The 18,653-nt window shown below is 70.5% G+C and carries 21 protein-coding genes; 12 read left to right on the top strand and 9 right to left on the bottom strand.

The window, feature by feature from the left end; all coding sequences use genetic code 11:
- Positions 1–26 precede the first annotated feature (26 nt).
- Complete coding sequence (gene pabB / locus F4561_RS13345) at positions 27–2,147, bottom strand: aminodeoxychorismate synthase component I (protein WP_184578870.1); 2,121 nt, start codon at positions 2,145–2,147, stop codon at positions 27–29.
- Between the two features lie 635 nt (positions 2,148–2,782).
- Here pabB and F4561_RS13340 point away from each other — a divergent pair.
- Positions 2,783–3,211, top strand: a complete 429-nt coding sequence (locus tag F4561_RS13340) for a hypothetical protein (RefSeq protein WP_184578867.1) — start codon at positions 2,783–2,785, stop codon at positions 3,209–3,211.
- A 169-nt stretch (positions 3,212–3,380) separates the two neighbouring features.
- Here F4561_RS13340 and F4561_RS13335 read toward each other — a convergent pair whose 3' ends face one another.
- Together F4561_RS13335 and F4561_RS13330 are read right to left on the bottom strand one after the other, a co-directional pair.
- Positions 3,381–3,752, bottom strand: coding sequence for a hypothetical protein (locus tag F4561_RS13335; RefSeq protein ID WP_184578865.1), 372 nt, complete (start codon positions 3,750–3,752; stop codon positions 3,381–3,383).
- Between the two features lie 361 nt (positions 3,753–4,113).
- Positions 4,114–4,548 (bottom strand): DoxX family protein, encoded by a 435-nt coding sequence (locus F4561_RS13330; protein ID WP_312885236.1) that lies wholly within the window; start codon positions 4,546–4,548, stop codon positions 4,114–4,116.
- Between the two features lie 155 nt (positions 4,549–4,703).
- On the opposite strand from F4561_RS13330, the gene F4561_RS33305 reads away from it, so the two are divergent.
- The 6 genes from F4561_RS33305 to F4561_RS13305 all read left to right on the top strand — a co-directional run bounded on the left by F4561_RS33305 (position 4,704) and on the right by F4561_RS13305 (position 8,868).
- A complete protein-coding gene (locus F4561_RS33305; RefSeq protein ID WP_281384093.1) occupies positions 4,704–4,835 on the top strand; it encodes a hypothetical protein in 132 nt (43 codons plus the stop codon).
- Between the two features lie 102 nt (positions 4,836–4,937).
- A complete protein-coding gene (locus F4561_RS13325) occupies positions 4,938–5,804 on the top strand; it encodes a hypothetical protein (RefSeq protein WP_184578861.1) in 867 nt (288 codons plus the stop codon).
- Positions 5,805–6,029: 225 nt separating this feature from the next.
- Positions 6,030–6,590 (top strand): TIGR03086 family metal-binding protein, encoded by a 561-nt coding sequence (locus F4561_RS13320; protein ID WP_184578858.1) that lies wholly within the window; start codon positions 6,030–6,032, stop codon positions 6,588–6,590.
- Between the two features lie 82 nt (positions 6,591–6,672).
- On the top strand, positions 6,673–7,734 hold the full coding sequence (gene bioB, locus F4561_RS13315) for a biotin synthase BioB (protein WP_184578855.1): 1,062 nt from the start codon (positions 6,673–6,675) through the stop codon (positions 7,732–7,734).
- 60 nt (positions 7,735–7,794) lie between these two features.
- On the top strand, positions 7,795–8,346 hold the full coding sequence (locus F4561_RS13310) for a GNAT family N-acetyltransferase (RefSeq protein ID WP_184578852.1): 552 nt from the start codon (positions 7,795–7,797) through the stop codon (positions 8,344–8,346).
- A gap of 27 nt (positions 8,347–8,373) precedes the next feature.
- On the top strand, positions 8,374–8,868 hold the full coding sequence (locus tag F4561_RS13305; protein ID WP_312885235.1) for a GNAT family N-acetyltransferase: 495 nt from the start codon (positions 8,374–8,376) through the stop codon (positions 8,866–8,868).
- On the opposite strand, the gene F4561_RS13300 is transcribed toward F4561_RS13305, so the two are convergent.
- On the bottom strand, positions 8,863–10,911 hold the full coding sequence (locus F4561_RS13300) for an acyltransferase family protein (protein WP_312885234.1): 2,049 nt from the start codon (positions 10,909–10,911) through the stop codon (positions 8,863–8,865). The genes F4561_RS13305 and F4561_RS13300 overlap by 6 nt on opposite strands.
- A 267-nt stretch (positions 10,912–11,178) precedes the next feature.
- Between F4561_RS13300 and F4561_RS13295 the strand changes: the two genes are divergently transcribed.
- The gene (locus F4561_RS13295) at positions 11,179–11,514 is read left to right on the top strand and encodes an ArsR/SmtB family transcription factor (RefSeq protein ID WP_184578846.1); all 336 of its coding nucleotides are present in this window, start codon (positions 11,179–11,181) and stop codon (positions 11,512–11,514) included.
- A complete protein-coding gene (locus F4561_RS13290) occupies positions 11,514–12,233 on the top strand; it encodes a cation diffusion facilitator family transporter (protein ID WP_184578843.1) in 720 nt (239 codons plus the stop codon). The genes F4561_RS13295 and F4561_RS13290 overlap by 1 nt, the downstream gene beginning before the upstream one ends.
- Positions 12,234–12,279: 46 nt before the next feature.
- On the opposite strand, the gene F4561_RS13285 is transcribed toward F4561_RS13290, so the two are convergent.
- The gene (locus F4561_RS13285) at positions 12,280–12,774 is read right to left on the bottom strand and encodes a phosphatase domain-containing putative toxin (protein WP_184578840.1); all 495 of its coding nucleotides are present in this window, start codon (positions 12,772–12,774) and stop codon (positions 12,280–12,282) included.
- Positions 12,775–12,954: 180 nt separating this feature from the next.
- Here F4561_RS13285 and F4561_RS13280 point away from each other — a divergent pair, with 180 nt between their 5' ends.
- Positions 12,955–13,581, top strand: coding sequence for a histone deacetylase (locus tag F4561_RS13280; RefSeq protein WP_184578837.1), 627 nt, complete (start codon positions 12,955–12,957; stop codon positions 13,579–13,581).
- A gap of 24 nt (positions 13,582–13,605) precedes the next feature.
- Here the strand turns inward: F4561_RS13280 and F4561_RS13275 are convergent, their stop codons facing one another.
- From F4561_RS13275 to F4561_RS13260, 4 genes are all read right to left on the bottom strand, one after another.
- Entirely contained in the window at positions 13,606–14,736 is a 1,131-nt protein-coding gene (locus F4561_RS13275) for an NAD(P)/FAD-dependent oxidoreductase (RefSeq protein WP_184578832.1), read from the bottom strand.
- Between the two features lie 81 nt (positions 14,737–14,817).
- Positions 14,818–15,303, bottom strand: a complete 486-nt coding sequence (locus tag F4561_RS13270; RefSeq protein WP_184578828.1) for an SRPBCC family protein — start codon at positions 15,301–15,303, stop codon at positions 14,818–14,820.
- Positions 15,300–15,671: an ArsR/SmtB family transcription factor gene (locus F4561_RS13265; RefSeq protein WP_184578826.1), complete on the bottom strand. Its 372-nt coding sequence runs from the start codon at positions 15,669–15,671 to the stop codon at positions 15,300–15,302. Before F4561_RS13265 ends, F4561_RS13270 begins: the two co-directional genes overlap by 4 nt.
- A gap of 98 nt (positions 15,672–15,769) precedes the next feature.
- Complete coding sequence (locus tag F4561_RS13260; RefSeq protein WP_184578824.1) at positions 15,770–16,054, bottom strand: DUF2277 domain-containing protein; 285 nt, start codon at positions 16,052–16,054, stop codon at positions 15,770–15,772.
- 146 nt (positions 16,055–16,200) lie between these two features.
- Here F4561_RS13260 and F4561_RS13255 point away from each other — a divergent pair, with 146 nt between their 5' ends.
- Together F4561_RS13255 and F4561_RS13250 are read left to right on the top strand one after the other, a co-directional pair.
- Positions 16,201–17,775 (top strand): MFS transporter, encoded by a 1,575-nt coding sequence (locus tag F4561_RS13255; RefSeq protein WP_184578822.1) that lies wholly within the window; start codon positions 16,201–16,203, stop codon positions 17,773–17,775.
- Between the two features lie 96 nt (positions 17,776–17,871).
- Positions 17,872–18,477, top strand: coding sequence for a TetR/AcrR family transcriptional regulator (locus F4561_RS13250; RefSeq protein WP_184578820.1), 606 nt, complete (start codon positions 17,872–17,874; stop codon positions 18,475–18,477).
- The last annotated feature ends 176 nt before the right edge of the window (positions 18,478–18,653 follow it).

Here is an 18,653-nt window from a genome sequence, read left to right as displayed (position 1 = left end):
AGCGCGCACCCGAGCGCGCTGCCCGTTCACCCGCCCTCGATCGGGACCGCCGCCTTGAGCAGCATCTCCGCGTACTCCTCGTCGGGATCGGAGTCCAGCACGATCGCGCCGCCCGCGCCGACGGTGAGCGTGTCGCCGTGGCGTATCGCGGTCCGGATGACGATGCTCAGGTCGGTGGTCCCGTTGTGCGACACGTAGCCCAGCGCACCCGAATAGACCCCCCGCGCCGAGGATTCCAGGCGGTCGATGATCTCCATGGTGCGCAGCTTGGGCGCACCGGTCATGGAGCCACCGGGAAAGCAGGCGCGGATCGCGTCGATCGGGCTGACGTCGCAGCGCAGCGTGCCACGCACCGTGGAGACGAGCTGGTGCACGGTGGCGTAGGACTCGGTGTACATGAACTCCGGCACGGCAACACTGCCGATCTCGCAGACCCGCCCCAGGTCGTTGCGGAGCAGGTCGACGATCATCAGGTTCTCCGCGCGGGTCTTGGCGCCGGTACGCAGCGCCTCGGCCCATTGCCGGTCGGTGCCGGGGTCGGGGTGGCGCGGGGCGGTGCCCTTGATGGGGCGGCTGTCGGCGACACCGTCGGCGTCGATGCGCAGGAACCGTTCCGGTGCGGCGCTGAGCACGCTGACCTCGCCCAGCCGCAGCAGCGCGGCGTAGGGAGCCGGGCGCGCGGCGCGCAGCCGCCGGTAGTAGGCGACGTCGTCGTGCGGAGCGGGCAACCGCAGCCGGTTGGTCAGGCAGATCTCATAGCTCTCGCCGGCGGCGAGGTAGGCCAGGCACTGTTTGATGTCGGTGAGGTACTGCTCGCGGGGGCGCTCCAGCAGCGGTTCGAGGTCGGTGCCGGTGGCCCCGGCGCCGGCGGGGGGCGGCGGGGCGCTGCTGGTTGCCAGGGCCCGTTCGGTGGCGGCCAGCCAGGCGTCCGCGCCGGGGTCCTCAGCGGAGGCCACCAGGTAGGTGCGCTCGGTGGCGTGGTCAACGGCGACGACGCGGTCGCAGCGCAGCCAGACCGCGTCGGGAGTGGGGGCGCGGTGCGGCGCGGCGCCGCCGCAGTCGGCCTTGAGTTCGTAGCCGAAGTAGCCGACGTAGCCGCCGGTGAAGTCGAACGGCAGGCCGGTGTCGCGGCTGTGGGGGCGGTGCGCGACCCGGCGGCGCAGCGCGTCGAAGATGGTGCCCTGCTCGCGCCGCTCCCCATCGTCGCGGCGGACCGTGACGGCGCCGTCGCCGACCCGGTAGGTGAGTACCTCGCCGGTGGGGCCGCTGGCATCGCCCAGGAAGGAGAAGCGGGCGGTGCCGCCGACGCGGCTGCTGTCGAGCCAGAACGCGTAGGGGGACTCGCCGTGGAGCCGGACGAAGGCGTGGTCGGTGTCGACGGCATGGGGCAGCATCCGCACCCGGAGCCCTTCGGCGGGTTGCGGTCCGGGGGCGGATGTGCGGGTTTCGGTCCCGAGGTTCGGGTGTTCTCCGAGGTGGGAATGGGCGGGTTCGGGCTGTGTGGCGTCGTCGGGGGTTTCGGTCACCCCCGCGCGGGTGGTCGCCGCCCGGGTTTGGGACTGGGCGCGGGCGTTCTGGGCCAGGCGGGCGAAGTTCGCGACGAGGGTGGTGCCGTGCTCGGTGGCGACGGACTCCGGGTGGAACTGCACGCCCCAGCGGGGCAGGGTGGCGTGCTCCAGTGCCATGATCACGCCGTCCTCGGCCCAGGCCGTCGCCGTCAGAGGGGCGGGCAGCGGGCCCGGCGTGGCCAGCGAGTGGTAGCGGACCGCGGTGAATTCCTGGGGGAGCCCGGTGAACAGCCCCTGGGCGGCGTGCCGGACCCGGGTGAGATGGCCGTGCCGTGGGGCGGGGGCCGGTTCGACGTGTGCTCGCGCCTGGTGGGCGATGGCCTGGTGGCCCAGGCAGACCCCGAGGATGGGCAGCTCGGGCACTGCCAGCACGCGCGGTACCTGGCCGAGGTCGCGCGGGTGCTGGGGGCGTCCCGGCCCCGGGGAGATGACGGCGGCGTCGAAATCCGCCGGGTCGACGGAGTCCCAGCGGGGGTCGTCGTTGGTCAGGACCGTGGGGCGCTCGCCCAGCACGCGGGATAGCAGTTGGAACAGGTTGTAGGTGTAGGAGTCGTGGTTGTCCACGAGGAGCAGTCTCATCGGGATACCCCCAGGTAGAGGGCCTAGTAGGGCCTAGTCTCGCCCGGGTTCGCCCGGGGATTCCAGGGATTTCCGCTCCGGATTCACTCCCAAGGAGTGGGGCCCGGAGGCGACAACTACAGCGCCCCGGGCGGCGTGGCCGCGCCGCACCGAGGGCTTGACCCAATGACCTGATACACCCAGGAGTTGAGCTGTGTTGAGTTCCTCCCCACGGCTGAAGCCGGGGGATTCCAACCCGACCTCACGGTCGGGTGGCGCTACGCGCCTCGCGGTCGTAGCTGGTTCCTGCTTCGCAGACCGGGCAACCCCGAGGTCTCCACAGGCTGGCACGGATTCCCCACCCGCGCGTATATCCGCTTGGCTATCGCGAACAGGAAAAATATACCAGAAAGTGAAGCGGCTAACCCCATGGCTGAAGCCAAGGGTCTGCGCCGCTAGAAATCGATCAGCGTATCTGTGTCCGCGCTCGCGGACACCACCCGCACCCGGGCCGTAACCGGCCTGTCCTCCCTCGCCGAATGGGTGCCGCTCGGCCTGTCACAGGCCCGGGCTTCGGTCCGGGCCTTTCGCTGTCCACTCCCAGTGCGCACCAGCTACCCTGGCCACCACCAACCCGAGATGAGAACCGTAGGCACATGGCGCACCGTCACCCCAGCAAGCTCAACGCCGAATACGTCGAACACCCCCGCGCCCGAAGCCTCCTCAAAGCCGAGCTGGCCAACTGTGCGGAGTGCCGCGACGCCAGCAACGAGGAGGTTCTCGACGACATGGAGCGCGGCGGGATCTTCGAGTCGCTGCTGCGCGGTTTCGTCGCCAAGCAGTCGGAGCGGTGGCGCACGACCACCACGACGTACCCGGTGATCCTGCACGAGCTGGTGCCACCGGATGAGGCAAAGCACTGGGCGACACCGACTCGGGAGGTGGTCCGGATGTGCGTGATCAAGAGCCGGCGGGGAAAAATCAGCACGAGTGACGCACTCACTGAGGCGCGGTTGCTCGATGTTGATGATCGGAGCCGCGTCCTGGATGACCTGGTGGATGGGCTCCTCGATGACGAAGGATGACCCCCTGTGGCCCGCGAGTCCCCTCATCCGCGGCCGTTGCCGCATTGTGCGAATTGTGGGAAGTCGTTGACCGAGTGCACGTGTAACCGGTAGCCGGCGCCCAGGCCCGCCCCCTTGAGCTCTAGTGGTCGTTGCGACACCTCATCTCTGAGGGGCTGCTCGTTCTCCCCTACCGCTGGGGTTTGCCCACCGGGCTCGGATCCCCCGGGATCGCCACCCGCACCCGCCGAAGGTCGCCCTCAATGAACCACTGGTGCTTCACCACCTCCGCCACCGGCACGAAACGCTGCTCAGCGGGCAGCAGGATCTCACCCGGCTCGCAGTTCACAGCCGCCAAACAGTGCCACCCCCGGTCGGCCAAATAGCCCACCGCGTGGCGCAGCTCCTCGGGGACCCAGTCGGGCACCGGGTGCTCGAAGCCGATCCGGGTGCCGCGCGCCGCGGCCTCGTTCGCGGCCATCTTGCGGGCGAACGATTGCGGGGTGTGGTGGCCACCGCGGGCAGGGGCGTACTGGTCTCCTGGGCGTGCGGTGTCCGGCATGCCTGTCCCCTGGTCGAGCTGAGTTAGTCCTTGCACTTCGGGCAGTTGATCATACCGTCGGGGTTCTCCTGCCCGCAGTTACTACACGTCCATCCGATCGGGGCGGTGGTTGTCCCCCGGGCCGGGTCGGCTAGGAGACACTGGCCTCCCCCGGGGGGCGGCATCACGGCGCCCAGCCGCGCCACACCCACATCCGCGGGTCGCCACCCGGCTCGCGCTCGTACACCGCGCGGGCCTTCGCGCCGTCCATGATCATGTGCGTGCCCCACTGTCCGGGAGTGGCTCCCAGTTCGGGCGGCCCGCGACGCTACGGCCGGTGGCCCCGGCCGGGGCCACCGGCCGTAGCGTCGCGGGCCGGCTGTTAGCCGAACAGGGGGCCGGTGGTGGTGAGGCCGATGTCAGCCTGGCTGAAGACGACGAACAGCACCAGTGAGGCTCCCGCCAGGGCGATGTCCTTCAGGAAGTGGTTCATCTCGTTCTGCTGTGTGCCCGGGTCGGTCTCGGACCAGAAGGCGTGGAAGCCGAAGGCGGTCGCCACGAGGAACACGAACAGCATCAGGGCGCCGAGGTCCGCCCAAACGCCGATGAGTACGAGAAGCCCGGCGATGATGATCCAGGCACCGCTCACAGCGACTGCGGCTCGTGGGGCGGGGAATTTCTTGGACTCGGCGTAGCCGGACATGGCGGCGAGGTTGGTCAGGTGGTTCACCCCTGACATCAAGAAGACCAGCACGAAGAGCAGTCGGCCGATGAGCGCGACGATGTCCATGTGGACCTCCAGGCTCAGATGTTGCACACCTTCGCTACAACGTAGTGATTCCCCGATTACGGGGTGTTGGTGCGCGGTGTCCATTGGTTCGTCCCTGAGCCGCCTGCCCCGAGTGGCCCGCGGGGCAACCTGGCGCCGGGCTTACGCTTGGGCTCGTTCTTCCTTACCCAAAGGAATTCGGCGTGACCTGCGAAAACAATCGTCAGGGTGTCGTGCGCCGCATCCGCCGGCTATCTGCGGCGGTTTCCTTCATTGCCGTGACCTGGGACAAAGGAAAGAATCATCAGGTGTCGCCGCGAATCGACGCAACCTAGCGGGGGACTTGAGGGTCTAATAGGTGTTACGGGCCGAACCCGCTCACCGCCAGATCCGGCGGCGGCCTGCTGGTCTGATAAGTCAATAGCGAGGAGACGCAAGTGTCATTCCGCTTGCTGCTAACCGCGGGGCTGACCGGCCTGGCGCTCGCAGCGCCCGGTGCCGCGTTGGCCGATACCGAGGACGTCGAAACCGGAAGTCCCGACCTTCCGGAACCCAGCGGCCCCATCGAGAAGTCCCCCGACGAGGAAGAGCCACCTCCCGAGCCTGCCGCGGGGGAGCCCTGCGACCCCGAGGTGGACATCGAGGCCGTTGACGTCGACGGCCTACTGCTGGAATGCGACATCGACGACGCCGTGTGGGTCGTCGTCGAGGAGGAAGCCCCCGAGGACGAGGGCACCCCTGAGGACGAGGAATCCCCCGAGGACGAGGGCACCCCTGAGGACGAGGAATCCCCCGAGGACGAGGAGACCCCCGAGGACGAGGAATCCCCCGAGGACGAGGACGGTAATGAGGAGGAGTCCGAGGAAGGCGACGACGAGTCGCTGCCCGAGGACGAGGCCCCCGAGGAGACTCCCGAGGAGGAGACCCCCGGCACCGACTGCGACGAGAGCACCGAGGGCGACACCAGCGGAGGCGCCACGTGCGTGTGCATCGGTGACTCGTACTCCTGGTACTACGGATCGTGGCACTACCACTCCGAGACCTGGTACTTCCACAACAACGACTACTACTGGTACTTCGCCGACGGTTCCTGGTGGAAGGCCGACAGTGACGTCGTGCGGCACCTGGCAGACGGCGACACCAAGGCGACCCCCGTCGCCGACAACCAACGCGACTCCGACTGGAGCCTGCCCGTTACCGGACCCGGCCTGGCCACCCTGCTGGGCGTCGCGGTCGCGCTGACCGGTCTGGGCGCCGCCACCTGGTGGCTGACCCGTCGCCGCACCGGCCACATCGCTGAGTAGCACCCGAGAGCACCACCCCAGCACGAGGTCCCTTCTCTCCCGGGAAGGGACCTCTCCTGTGTGGTGCGGGCACCGCTGCGCCACCCCGCGCACCCCCAGGCTCCCGGCCCCCTCCCCCTTGGTCGCCGATCCGCAAAACGCGCCCCCGTTCGACGTTGGGCGGTGTGTCCGGCCGGGTAGGCGAACCGCGAAGAGCCAACCGCGCTGCCAGGAAGGAGCCAGCCCATGGCGGACCTGCTGGACCTGCACGGCCAGGCAATGGCCGAGTTCGACCGCCGGGTGCGGGCTGTGCAGGTGACACAATGGGCCGATCCCACCCCGTGTACCGAATGGGACGTCCACGACCTGATCAACCACCTCGTGGGAGAGCAGCTCTGGGTGCCCTTCCTGCTGGCAGGCGGCCGGATCGAGGAAGCGGGCGAGGGCTACGAGGGCGACGTCCTCGGCGAGAACCCCATCGCCACCTGGGAGGTCGCCGCTCGTGAGGCCCGCAACGCCTGGCTGCAACCCGGAGCGACCGAACGCACCGTGCACCTGTCGTTCGGCGACGCCCCCGGGTCCCTGTACCTGTGGCAGATGACGTTCGACCTGACCGTGCACGCATGGGACCTGGCCCGCGCTATCGGCGCCGACGAGAGTCTCGACCCGGCTCTGGCCAAAACGGTGCTGGAATGGGCCGAGCAGCAGGGCATGGCCGGAGGGCCGTTGTTCGCACCACCGGTGCCGGTCCCCGAGGACGCCGATCCCCAGACCCGGCTGCTCGCGCTGTCCGGGCGGCAACGCTAGGCCGGCTCCACAAACACACGCGGGCAACTTTGGCGCTTCCGGTGGCTGCGTTCGGCGCGGCGAGTACCCGATCATCAACCGCATGGCGAAATTCGACCACCTTGCCCAGCAGGCACTGCGCCGCGAACGGCCCACCCGCGCCGAACTTCTCGATGTGCTCACCAGCGCCGACGACGACCTCCTCGACGCTGTCGCCGCCGCGTTCCGCGTCCGGCTGCGCTACTTCGAGCGTCGGGTCAAGCTCAACTACCTGGTCAACCTGAAGAGCGGGCTGTGCCCCGAGGACTGCACGTACTGCTCCCAGCGGCTGGGCTCCACCGCCGACATCGTCACCTACACCTGGTTGCGCCCCGAGGAGACGCGTGCGGCAGCCTCCTGCGGGATCAACGCGGGCGCGTCCCGGGTGTGCCTGGTCGCCAGTGGCCGCGGGCCCACCGACCGCGACGTGCACCGTCTGCAACCCGCCATCGAGCAGATCAAGGCCGAGCATCCGGGCGTGGAGGTGTGCGCCTGCCTGGGGCTGCTCTCCGAGGGCCAGGCCGACCGGCTCCGCGACGCCGGTGTCGACGCCTACAACCACAACCTGAACACCTCCAGCGAGCGCTACTCCGACATCTGCACCACGCACGGCTTCGGGGACCGCGTCGACACGGTGCGCCGCGCCACGGCGTCGGGCCTGTCGCCGTGCTCCGGGCTGATCGCCGGGCTGGGCGAGTCCGACGACGATCTCGTCGACGCGCTGTTCGGGTTACACGAGTTGGACCCGGACTCGGTGCCGGTGAACTTTCTGATCCCGTTCGAGGGCACCCCGCTGGCCGGCAGGTGGGACCTCACGCCGCAGCGGTGCCTGCGCATCCTGGTCGCGACCCGGCTGGTGTTTCCCGACGCGGAGGTGCGGTTGGCCGGCGGCCGGGAGATCCACCTGCGCGGGCTGCAGCCGCTCGCGCTGCACGTGGTCAACTCGATCTTCCTGGGCGACTACCTGACCAGCGAGGGCCAGCCCGGCCAGGCCGATCTGGAGATGATCCGCGACGCCGGCTTCACCGTCCAAGGCGCCGGCGAGCAGACACTGCCGGCCGAGCGGGCCGACCTGGTGCGGACCCGGCACCGTGGGGCCGGCACCGCGTTGCCGCCCAATGCCTGATTCCAAACGCCGCTCCGGGGTGCTGTGCCGGCCGGGTGCGGTGTTCTAGGCTCGTGTGGCGTGGCCGACAGACTGGAGTTGCGCACCGAACGCCTGCTGCTGCGGCAGTGGCGCGAGGACGACCTGGAGCCCTTCGCCCGCCTCAACGCCGACCCGGAGGTCGTGCGCTACCTGCCGGCCCCGCTCACGCGCGGGGAGTCCCTGGCGATGCTGCGGCGCAAGCGGCGCGACCTTGAGGAGGCCGGCTACGGGTTCTGGGCGCTGGAGACCCTGGACACCGGCGAGTTCATCGGCTTCACCGGGCTGCAGGACGTCCCCTTCGAGGCGCACTTCACCCCGGCGGTGGAGGTGGGGTGGCGGCTGGCGCGCCACGCCTGGGGACACGGCTACGCCACCGAGGCCGCCCGGGCCGCGGTGCGGCACGGATTCGCCGCGGCCGGGGTGGAGGAGATCGTGTCGTTCACCACCGAGGCCAATACCCGCTCGTGGGCCGTGATGGAGCGGTTGGGAATGCGCCGCGACCCCGCCGCCGACTTCGTCCACCCCGCCCTGCCGGCGGACCACGAACTCTCCCGGCACGTGCTCTACCGGTTGCCCCGGGCGGGCGTCTGAGCGCACGCTGACGTACGCTGCTGTGTTGTGCGCATCACCGTTGAGGAGACGTCCTGGAAGGACGGCACCGCCACGCGCCTGCGAGCTGAGCAGGAGCGCGAGGTCGTGCTGCGCTACGGCGCGGACCTGGAGGCCGGAGCCAAACCCAGCGCCTCCGATGTCGCCGTGTTCCTGCTGGCCACTGATATGGACAGCGGAGACGTGGTGGGCTGTGGCGGGCTGCGCAGACTTGATCCGTACACCTACGAGATCAAGCGGATGTATGTGGTGCCGCACTGGCGGGGACGCCGGATCGGGCGGGTGCTGCTGCGCCAGCTCGAGGAGGCCGCCCGTGAGCGCGGCGCGACACGCGTGCGTCTGGAGACCGGCACCGAGCAGCCGGAGTCGAGGACGCTGTACGAGCGGTGCGGCTACCGCCGGATCGAGCGCTTCGGCCCCTACGTCGACTGCGAGGCCAGTATCTGTTACGAGCGGCTCCTGCCCGGCGGTGAGGAGGCCGAGACCACCGGCCCCGCGCTATAGGCGCTCCTGCAGGTCGGAGGCGAGCAACCGCGAGTAGGCCGCGGTCAGGTGGTTGCTGTCGCGGTAGACGAGCACGTTTCCGACCACGGGCGGGCAGCGCCCATCGGCGCAGAAGCGGTCGGTCAGGTCGAGCAGGTCGGCTTGGGCACCGTACTCGGCCACGGCCAGTTCCTGCGGGTCGTCCTCGGCGAGTGCCTCGCCACTGGTCCGGGCGCATTCGTCGAGGTCGTCGGGGTTCCGGTCGACGCATTCGGGTAGGCGCGCCCGGGACTTGGGGGTGTCGCGGATGGCGGCCACGTCGATGCCGGCGGCGTCCAGGCTCGACCAGAGTCCGGCCATCCCTCCGGCGAGCATCGCGGTGTTCTGCTCGTCGGTGTCGGCGTGGTGGGCGCGTGTCTGGGTCGCGGAGCTGGTGAACACTGTTTCGGGCTCGACCTCGGAGACCAGTTCGTCGCGTACGGCCTCGTTCCACTGCTCGCATTCCCGGTAGGGGCCGCCGTTGCGCTCGGCCAGGGTGTCGGTGAACGGGCAGGACGACTTGGTGTAGGTGTGCAGTCGCCATTCCCGGTCATGGGCGACCTCGCGCAGCGCGGGCACCCAGTGGGCCGCGTGCGAGTCGCCGACGATGGCGACGTCCGTTGTTGCGTCGTCCGGGCCGTAGACACAGCTCTTCAGGGTGGTCACCGAGGGAGTGGCGTGGCAGTCGTCGTCGTAGACGCCGGGCAGGTCGGCCGTGGCGCTGACCGGGGGCGGGTAGATGGCGGAGTCGTCGCCTTCCGGGTGTTGCTGGCCGATGGCCTGGGGCCCCACGTGCACCTCGGGGTCGAACCGGACATCGCTCAGCTCCTGCTGGTAGGCGTACTTTCCGGCACCGATCGCGGTGACCAGCAGCAGTCCGGTGAGCGCGAAGGCAGCGGCGCCGCGGCCGCCGCGCGGCAGGCGCGCCGCGCGTAGGGGGTCCTCCAGGGCGGCCTTGGTACCCCAGGCCAGTGCGAAGGTGGCACCCAGCACGAGAACCGCCTCGAGTGCGTTGAGTGCCGGCCGCTCGGTGCGGGCGAGGGTGAACACGATCAGCGGCCAGTGCCACAGGTAGAGAGCGTAGGAGAGGTCGCCGACGTAGCCGGCGGGGCGGGTGCTCAGCAGCGCGTACGCCGACCAGCGGCCCGCGGTGTGCCCCGCGGTGATGACGGCGATGGTGCCCAGGACGGGCAGGGTCGCGGCCCATCCGGGAAACGGGGTGGTGGCGTCGTAGCCGATGGCGGCGGCCGCGATGGCGGCGATCCCGGCCCAGCCGAGCGGCCAGCGCGCGCTTTCGGGGGGTTGCCATCGGGCGAGCAGGAGGGCGAGGACTCCCCCGGCGGCGAGTTCCCACATACGGCCCTGCGGAAGGAAGTAGGCGGGCTGGGGGTCGTTGGTGGTGAGCCAGACCGACCAACCGAACGAGACCGCCACGACCGCCGACGTCAGGGCGATGATTACGGTCTCCCCGCGCCATCTGGGGCTCAGGGCGAGCCATCCCGCGAACAGCAACGGCCACAGCAGGTAGAACTGCTCCTCGACCGCCAGCGACCAGAAGTGCCGCACCGGGCTGGCGGCGGCCTCGGCGGCGAGGTAGTCCACGGACTGGTGGGCCAGGAACAGGTTCTCCACGTAGGCGGCACTGGCGAGGAGCTGGGCCGCGGTGTCCGCCAGCCGGGGCGAGGGCAGCACCACCAAGGCGAGGACACCCGTGACGACCAGCACTAATGTGGCAGCGGGCAGAATGCGCCGGACCCGGCGGATGTAGAAACCGGCCAGGGACACCCGCCCGTGCGTCCTGGCCTCGCGCAGCATCAGTGTGGTGATCAGGAACCCGGAGATCACGAAGAACACGTCGACGCCGACGTAGCCGCCCGGAAGCAGGTCGTGGTTGACGTGGTAGGCCAACACGATTGCCACCGCCAGTGCACGCAACCCCTGGACCTCGGGGAAGAAGCGGCGTTGGGTGGGCGGCGGGGGTTGCGGCGCTGAACGGGCGGCTTCGGTTCGGAGTCGGGTCGCCACGTTATGCATTCCAATATGGGCATATCGGGAGGCGGGTTGTGTGTCCGGGGTGGCTGCGCGCCGAATCCCCGGCAATCACCATGCTGACTCTGCTCCACGGGCCGAACAAGGACTTCGGCTGGATTTTCTGAGAATTTTCTCAGGTTCTCCTCAGTGAAACTCAGGAAACACTGCGCTGTTCCTCAGCCCCTCATGCGGGACCATGCGCGTGCCGCTCCCCTGATATCCAAGTAGACGTGAATTCAGAAGTTTGTGTACTCTAGTCGTATGCTGACTATCGCCCCCGAGGTAGACGCCCTCGCCCGCTTCGGCCGCGCGCTGGCCGACCCCATCCGCTGCCGGATCCTGCTCGCGCTGCACGAGAACCCCGCCCACCCCGCGGACCTCGCCGACAGTCTGGGGATCAGCCGCACGCGCCTGTCCAACCACCTGGCCTGTCTGCGCGACTGCGGACTCGTCGTCGCCGTGCCCGTGGGGCGCCGTTCCCGCTACGAACTCGCCGACAGCCGGCTGGCCCACGCCCTTGACGACCTGCGCACCGCCGTCCTGGCGGTGGAGACCGACAAGAGCTGCCCAGAGGCCGAGGACAAGGACTGCTGCTGATGGCTAACCAGGTCTCCCCCAGCTTCAGCACCGAGCGTCACGCCGTTCTGACCCGACGCGTGCGGTTCCTGGTAGCCGCCACCATCGTCTACAACCTGGTCGAAGCCGTGGTGGCCATCAGCGCGGGCACCATCGCCTCTTCTACCGCGCTGATCGGCTTCGGTCTCGACTCGCTCATCGAGGTGTCCTCGGCCGCCGCGGTGGCCTGGCAGTTCTCCGCCCGCGACGCCGCAACACGCCAGGCCAGGGAACGCCGCGCGCTGCGGGGTATCGCCGTGTCGTTCTTCGCGCTGGCCCTCTACGTCACCGTGGACGCGCTGCGCGCGCTCATCGCAGCCGACACGGCCGAGACCTCGGTACCCGGCATCGTGCTCGCCGCGGCGTCCGTGGTCATCATGCCGTTTCTGAGCCTGGCCCAGCGGCGCGCCGGACGCGAACTCGGCTCGGCCACCGCCGTGGCCGACTCCAAGCAGACGCTGCTGTGCAGCTACCTCTCCGCGGCGCTGCTCGTCGGGCTGCTGGCCAACGCCCTGCTCGGGTGGGCCTGGGCCGACCCTGTCGTGGCCCTGCTCATCGCCGCCCTGGCCGTCAAGGAGGGCCGCGAGGCCTGGCGCGGGGACGCCTGCTGCGCTCCGGGCGGTATCGCGCTGGCCATGCAACCGGCCACCAGCGGCGACGACGCGTGCGGGTGCGAGCCCGGCTGCTCCTGCTGCTCCTGAGCCGCGCGCGGACTCCTCGGGGACCGTCCCTGCGGAGTCCGCGCGGTTATCCGTGAGTGTGCGCGGCCAGCTCCGCAATCCAGCGCCGCTGCTCGGCGGTGTCCGGCACCGCGAGCCCGCGAGCCCGTTCGAGCCGGGGCCAGACCTCTTCCGGATCGGCTCCATTGAGTACCAGAAGTGCCCCGGCCAGGACCGAAGCGCGCCCAATGCCGTAACGGCAGTGCGTGACGATAGAGGCGCCGCCGTGCAGCGCACGCGCGAGTTCCCGGAGCCGGGGCAGCACCGCCCGCACCTCCCACACCCCGCGGTCGGCAACGGGCAGGCCCACGAACCGCAGACCCGCGCCGCCGGCCTCCCGCTCCTCATCGGCGAGTCCCAGCTCGTCGCGCTCGGCCTCCGTGAGGGCGCAGACCACGATGTCGACACCCTCCCTGGCCAGCGCCGCCATCTCGTCCCCGAGCCAGTCCAGGCCGCGGGGATGGGCCATCATGGCGAGCTCACCGGGCCCGTCGAGATCGACCCTGTGCAGGTTGGGACGCATAGGCAGGTCTTCCCATCCACGTTGTTCGCGGGCACCGTTCTTCGTAGCGGCGCGCGGCGCCAGCTATCGTGCTGGCCCCATTGTGGCCGCTCGCGGAGGGCGCGCCCGCACCGCTAGGGTCGCCGCACCACTCGGGGGCGACCGGTGTCCCGGAGCGCGCAGCGGAAGGAGACGAGCGCGATGGTGCGTGACCAGCCCGAACTCGTCTGGTACGCCAGCTTCGGGGCGAACATGTCCCTTGACCGGATCAACTGCTACGTGGCGGGCGGAACTCCCCCGGGCGGCTCGCGGGCCAACCCCGGCTGCCGGGACCGCACACTCCCGCGCGCCCGCCGGGCGGTGTGGCTGGCCGGCGGGACCTACTTCGCCCTCGCGTCGCCGATGTGGGGCGGCGGGCTCGCCATCCACGACCCCCGACTTCCCGGAGCCGTTCCGGCGCGGGCCTACCTGGTCACCGCCGGGCAGTTCAGCGACATCGCGGCCCAGGAGATGTACCGGGATCCGGGCGGCGACCTCGACCTCACCCGGGTGCTCCGCGACGGCCGCGATGTCCGCGGCGAGGGCCGTTACGAGACGTTGCTGTACAGCGGCGACATCGACGGGTGCCCGGTGGTCGGCTTCACCGCCCACTGGAGGCTGTCCGACGTCGCCGTGGCGGCACCCTCGGCCGCGTACCTGCGGGTCATCGGCGCGGGCCTGCGCGCCGCGCACGCCTGGAGCGTTGAGCGAACCGCCACCCATCTGGCCCAGCGTCCGGGCGCCGCCGGGACCTGGCAGGGCTCCGACATCGCGGCGCTGCTGCGCTGAACCGGCGGTGCCGGCCGGCGCCGCTCACCCCACCGCGTCCGGTACCTCGCGGTCGGGCCGGAACGGGACCAGGTCGGTCTCGGCCTCCTCTCCCATGGCCAAGCGGGCGGCGACGACTCCCTGGTAGGGGCCCAGGGTCAGCCCTTCGGCGCCCAGCCCGGTGGCGACGACCACGCCCGGCAGCTCCCCGACCGTGCCGAGGATCGGCAGGCCGTCGCGGCTGCCCGGACGGAAACCGACGCGGGTCTCCAGGACGGTGGCCTCGGCCAGACCGGGCAGGATGTCGATGGCGTCGGTGAGTACCTGGTGCAGCCCCGCGCCCGTCACCCGGTAGTCGAACCCGGCCTCGGGTTCGCGGGTGCCACCGGTCACGATCCGGTTCGGCGGGAACGTCAGCAGGTAGTGGTCGCGCTCGCCGAGCCGGACGCACGGCCAGTCGCGGGTGAGCTGCCCGGGCGCGGCGAAGTGGGTGATCTGGCCGCGGACGGGGAACACCGGCACCCGCACGCCGAACGGCGCGAGGAGCCGGGCCGACCACGCGCCGCCCGCGACGATGACGGCGTCGGCAGGGTGCTCTTCTCCCCCGACACGAACGCCCCTGACCCGGCCCTGCTCGCCGATCAGCTCGGCGTCGGCGTTGAGGCGCCGGATCCCGCGCTTCTCGGCGGCGTTGACGAGCGCGGCGCTGGCCTGGCGGCCGTCCACGCGCGCCATGCCGGCCACGCTGGTGCCCTGGTAGTCCGGTGGGAGCAGCGGGAAGCGCCGCGTGGGCTCCCCCGGAGCCAGCCTGGCGACCTCGCCGAGCCCTTCGTAGCCGGGTTCGGCGGCCAGCGAGCGCACCAGCTCGAAGTCGCGGTCCGCGGCGCTGGTGTCGGTGCTCACCGAGAGACCGCCCACGACGTCGTAGCCGGTGGTCTCTCCGTCGGCGGCGAGGTCGGCCATGAGGGCGGGGTAGTGGGCCGCGGCCCGTAGCTGGAACTCCCGCAACTGCGGAGTGGACCACGGGAAGGGCCATGGGAAGACGATGCCGGCCCCGGCGGCCGTGGCCTGCCCCGGATGTCCGCGGTCCACCAGAGTCGTGGACACGCCCTTGCTGGCCAGATGGAAGGCCGCGCTGGCACCGACGATGCCACCGCCGACCACGATGACGCGCATGGCTCAACTCTGCCAACACGGGTGGCGCGGCGCCAGAGTGGGCGGCGCTCGCCGTGGCGGGCAGGGCGTGTCGTCGTTTCCTCAGCCGGCCAGCAGGGCGTCCATCTGGCCGACCGCGGCCTGCAGGCCTTCGGCCTGGCCCATGCGCAGCATCTGCTCCATGGTTTCGCGGGACTCGTAGTTGGTCCGCAGCTCCATCCGTGTTCCGCCGTTGTGCGTGCTGAGCCGCACCCGAACCGTGGTGTTGGGCAGGTCGGTGTTCGCCGTCCCGTCGGAGTTGGCGAAGCCGTCCGTGAACTCCAGGGCCGTGGGCGGGTCCACCGAGGTGATGCGCCACCAGCCCCGATACTTCTCCCCCTCAGGGCTCGTCATGAAGTAGGTGACCTCGCCACCCGGCGTCAGGTCGTGGAACTCCACGGTCGCCGGGTAGGTGGGCGGGCCCCACCAGCGCTCCAGCTGCCGCGGGTCGGCCCACAGCTGCCAGACGCGCTCGATCGGCGCGTCGAAGTCGGAGACCAGGGTGAGTGCGAGGTTGTCGGTGTCCTTGTCAACACTGGAGACGCTCATTCTTCTCTCCTTCCGTCGTTCGGGGTGTCCTTGACCGGGTCAAAGGACTGCGACAGCACCTGCGACATCCGGTCCACGCGCCCGCGCCAGGTTGCTTCCAGCTCTTCGAGTGCCAGACGCGCCAGTCGTACCGCGTCGGGGTCGGTGCGCACGAGCTGTTCCTTTCCGCGGCGCTCCTTGGTGACCAGGCCGGCTCGCTCCAGGACCGCGACGTGTTTCTGCACCGCGGCGAAGCTCATCGGGTAAGCCTCGGCCAGCTGTGACACCGACAACTCCCCTCGGACCGAGCGCCGGAGGATGTCGCGGCGAGTGCCGTCGGCCAGTGCGTGGAGTAGGCGGTCCGTGGTGCCGCCACTTTGTACAACCATTTGGTTGTACGTTAGCGCGTCACGCCAGAGTTGTACAGGAGCGCCGGCGAATCCGGAGTCGAGCGCACCACTGGCGGGTGACTCCGGCAACCGCCGCGCTAGCGGTCGCGAGCGGAGGGCTCGACCCTGCGCTGTGCCCGCGCCTGGGCGCGGGCGCGCTCCTGCTCGCGCGTGCGGGCGGGCGCTTTTGTCACCAGCGAGTCGAGCAGGTCGGCGGTGGTGGCGGCGATGGCCTCCACCGCCTGCTCGAACGCCTCCTGGTTGGCGGCCGAGGGCTTTGCCGATCCGCTGACTTTGCGGACGTACTGCAGCGCGGCCTCGCGGATCTCGGTCTCGTTCGCGGGCGGGTCGAGGTTGTGCAGGCGGCGGACGTTACGGCACATGGCTCAAACCTAGCCGCTGCCTGAGCGGAGCGCGGGTTCCCCACTCGGGTGGCGGCTCCGGTCCGCCATCTAATTGGACCATGGTACAACTAGAACTATCGTCCAACTAGATTGCTGGGTGCCCAGCCGCCGTCGAAGGGATACGCATGCACACCCTGCCCCCGCGCCAAGCCGGCCCCAAGGAATGGGGCGGGCTCGCGGTCCTGGCGCTGCCCACCGTGCTGCTCGGCCTGGACGTCACGGTGCTGCTTCTGGTTCTTCCGTCCCTGGCCGCCGACCTGCAACCGAGCAGCACCCAGTCCCTGTGGATCGTGGACGCCTACGGGCTGCTCATCGCCGGCTTCCTGATCACCATGGGCACGCTCGGCGACCGGATCGGCCGGCGCCGCCTGCTGATGACCGGCGCCGCGGCCTTCGGGGCCGCTTCGGTGCTCGCGGCCTACTCCACCAGCGCCGAAATGCTGATCGTCGCGCGTGCGGCGCTGGGCGTGGCCGGGGCCACCTTGATGCCCTCCACACTGGCCCTGATCAGCACCATGTTCACCGACGCCCGGCAACGCGCACTGGCGATCGGGGTTTGGGCGACCATGTTCGCGCTCGGCATGGCCGCGGGGCCGCTGGTGGGCGGCGTGCTTCTGGAGCACTTCTGGTGGGGCTCGGTGTTCCTGCTAGCAGTGCCGATCGTCGGACTGGTGCTGCTGGCCGCGCCGGTTCTGCTGCCCGAGTACCGCGCCCCGCAGGTGGGCCGCATCGACCTGGCCAGCGTCGCGCTCTCCCTCGCGGCGCTGCTCTCGGTGGTCTACGCGGTCAAGGACATCGCCGCCTACGGCGCGCGCCCCGGCATGGTGCTCGTGCTCGCCGCCGGCACCGCGCTCGCGGTGGTGTTCGTCCGGCGGCAATACCGGCTGCCCGACCCGCTGCTGGACATGACGCTGTTCACCAGCCGCGCGTTCAGCGTCGCGCTGGGCGTTCTCCTGGTCGGACTGGTGAGCATCGGCGGCGTCCTGTTCCTGGTGACCCAGCACCTGCAGCTCGTTGAGGGGTTGTCGCCGCTGGCAGCCGGCGCGTGGCTGGGACCGCCCGCCCTGATGATGCTCACCGCGGCGATCGGTGCGCCACTGCTCGCACGCCGCGTTCGTCCCGGCTACGTGGTGGCCGGGTCCCTGGCCCTGTCCTCGGTGGGATACCTGCTACTCGGCCAGGTCAGCGGCGCTGGCAGCATCGCTGTGGTCGTGGCGGGCTTTGGCCTGGTCTACTTCGGGCTGGGCGCGCTCGCGGCGTTGGGCACGGATCTTGTGGTCGGAGCGGCGCCGCCCGACAAGGCCGGCTCGGCCTCGGCGATGTCGGAGACCGCGCAGGAACTCGGTGTCGCGGTGGGGATCGCCACGCTGGGGAGCCTCTCCACCGCCGTCTACCGCAACCGGATCACCGGGGACATCCCCGCGGAACTGGCGCCGCGGTTGTCCGAGGCGGTCGGCGACAGCCTCGCCGCGGCCGTCTCAATGGAGCAGGGCCTCTCCGGTGGGCTTCTGCAGCAGGCCAGAGAGGCCTACACCACCGGTATGAACGTCGCTTCCGTGGCCGCGGGCACCGCCATCGCGGTCCTGGCGATCCTGGCCGCCGTCACGCTGCGGCATGTCGGGACCGTTGGCGGCGACGGCCCCCAGGACAGTGAGCCCGACCGCCGGCCGGAGGAGGAATCCGCATCCACCAGACGGTGACCTGCGGTGCGGACCGCGCCTGCGGGTGCCTACGCTGATAGCGTCAGCCGTCCTGCTCCGCAGGCGTGCCGTGTGGCTTGGGTAGGAGGAAGCGCCGTGGAACAGGGCGTCCCGCGACCGCAGGTCCCACCGGTCACCGATGGCAGGCGGGCCCGCGGGCAACGCCGCCGCGCCTCGATCATCGAGGCGACCCTGCGGGTTGTCGAACGCGACGGGGCGGCCGGTGTCACGCACCGCACCGTGGCCCGAGAGGCCGACGTTCCCACCAGCCTGACCACGTACTACTTCGCGACCCTGGACGACCTGCTCGTCGCCGCACTGTCAACCGTCGCCGGGGAGTACGAGAGCCAACTGCGCCAGATCATCGCGCAGGACGGCGATGAGCTCGGCGGCGTCGCCGAGCTCATCGCGGCGGCAGCGGGAAGCGGCCGGATGCGCGCCCTGGCCGAGCGGGAACTGTCGACGCTGGCCGCGCGGCGCCCCGCACTGCGTGGCGTTGCGCGCCGTTGGCGGGACACCGTGGCCGAGATCGCCCGCCGGCAGACGTCCGACCCGGTCGCGGTCGAGACCATGGTGGCCGCGGCCGACGGGATGTGCGCCGCCATCCTGCTCGAAGGCGCGCATCCCGATGCGGAGCGGGTTCGAGCGGTCCTTTCCCAGGCGTTGAACGGCGGCCAGGCCCCTTCACCCCGCCGCGGCTGAGGAAACCGCCCCTTCCCGCGCGCCGCAGGGCCGGTCCACTCACGATCGGCACACCCGCGCCGGCCGAGTGGCTGGTGTGCACTGCCCGGATATTCACCACTTATTCGCCAGCCGCAAATCCACTATTAACGATAATGGTCATGAATCTGTCGAAATCGGCCGTGATGATGCCCGGG

The organism is Lipingzhangella halophila, assembly GCF_014203805.1.
In the GTDB taxonomy this organism is placed as follows: domain Bacteria; phylum Actinomycetota; class Actinomycetes; order Streptosporangiales; family Streptosporangiaceae; genus Lipingzhangella; species Lipingzhangella halophila.
This window is presented reverse-complemented; position numbering and strand designations above follow the sequence as displayed.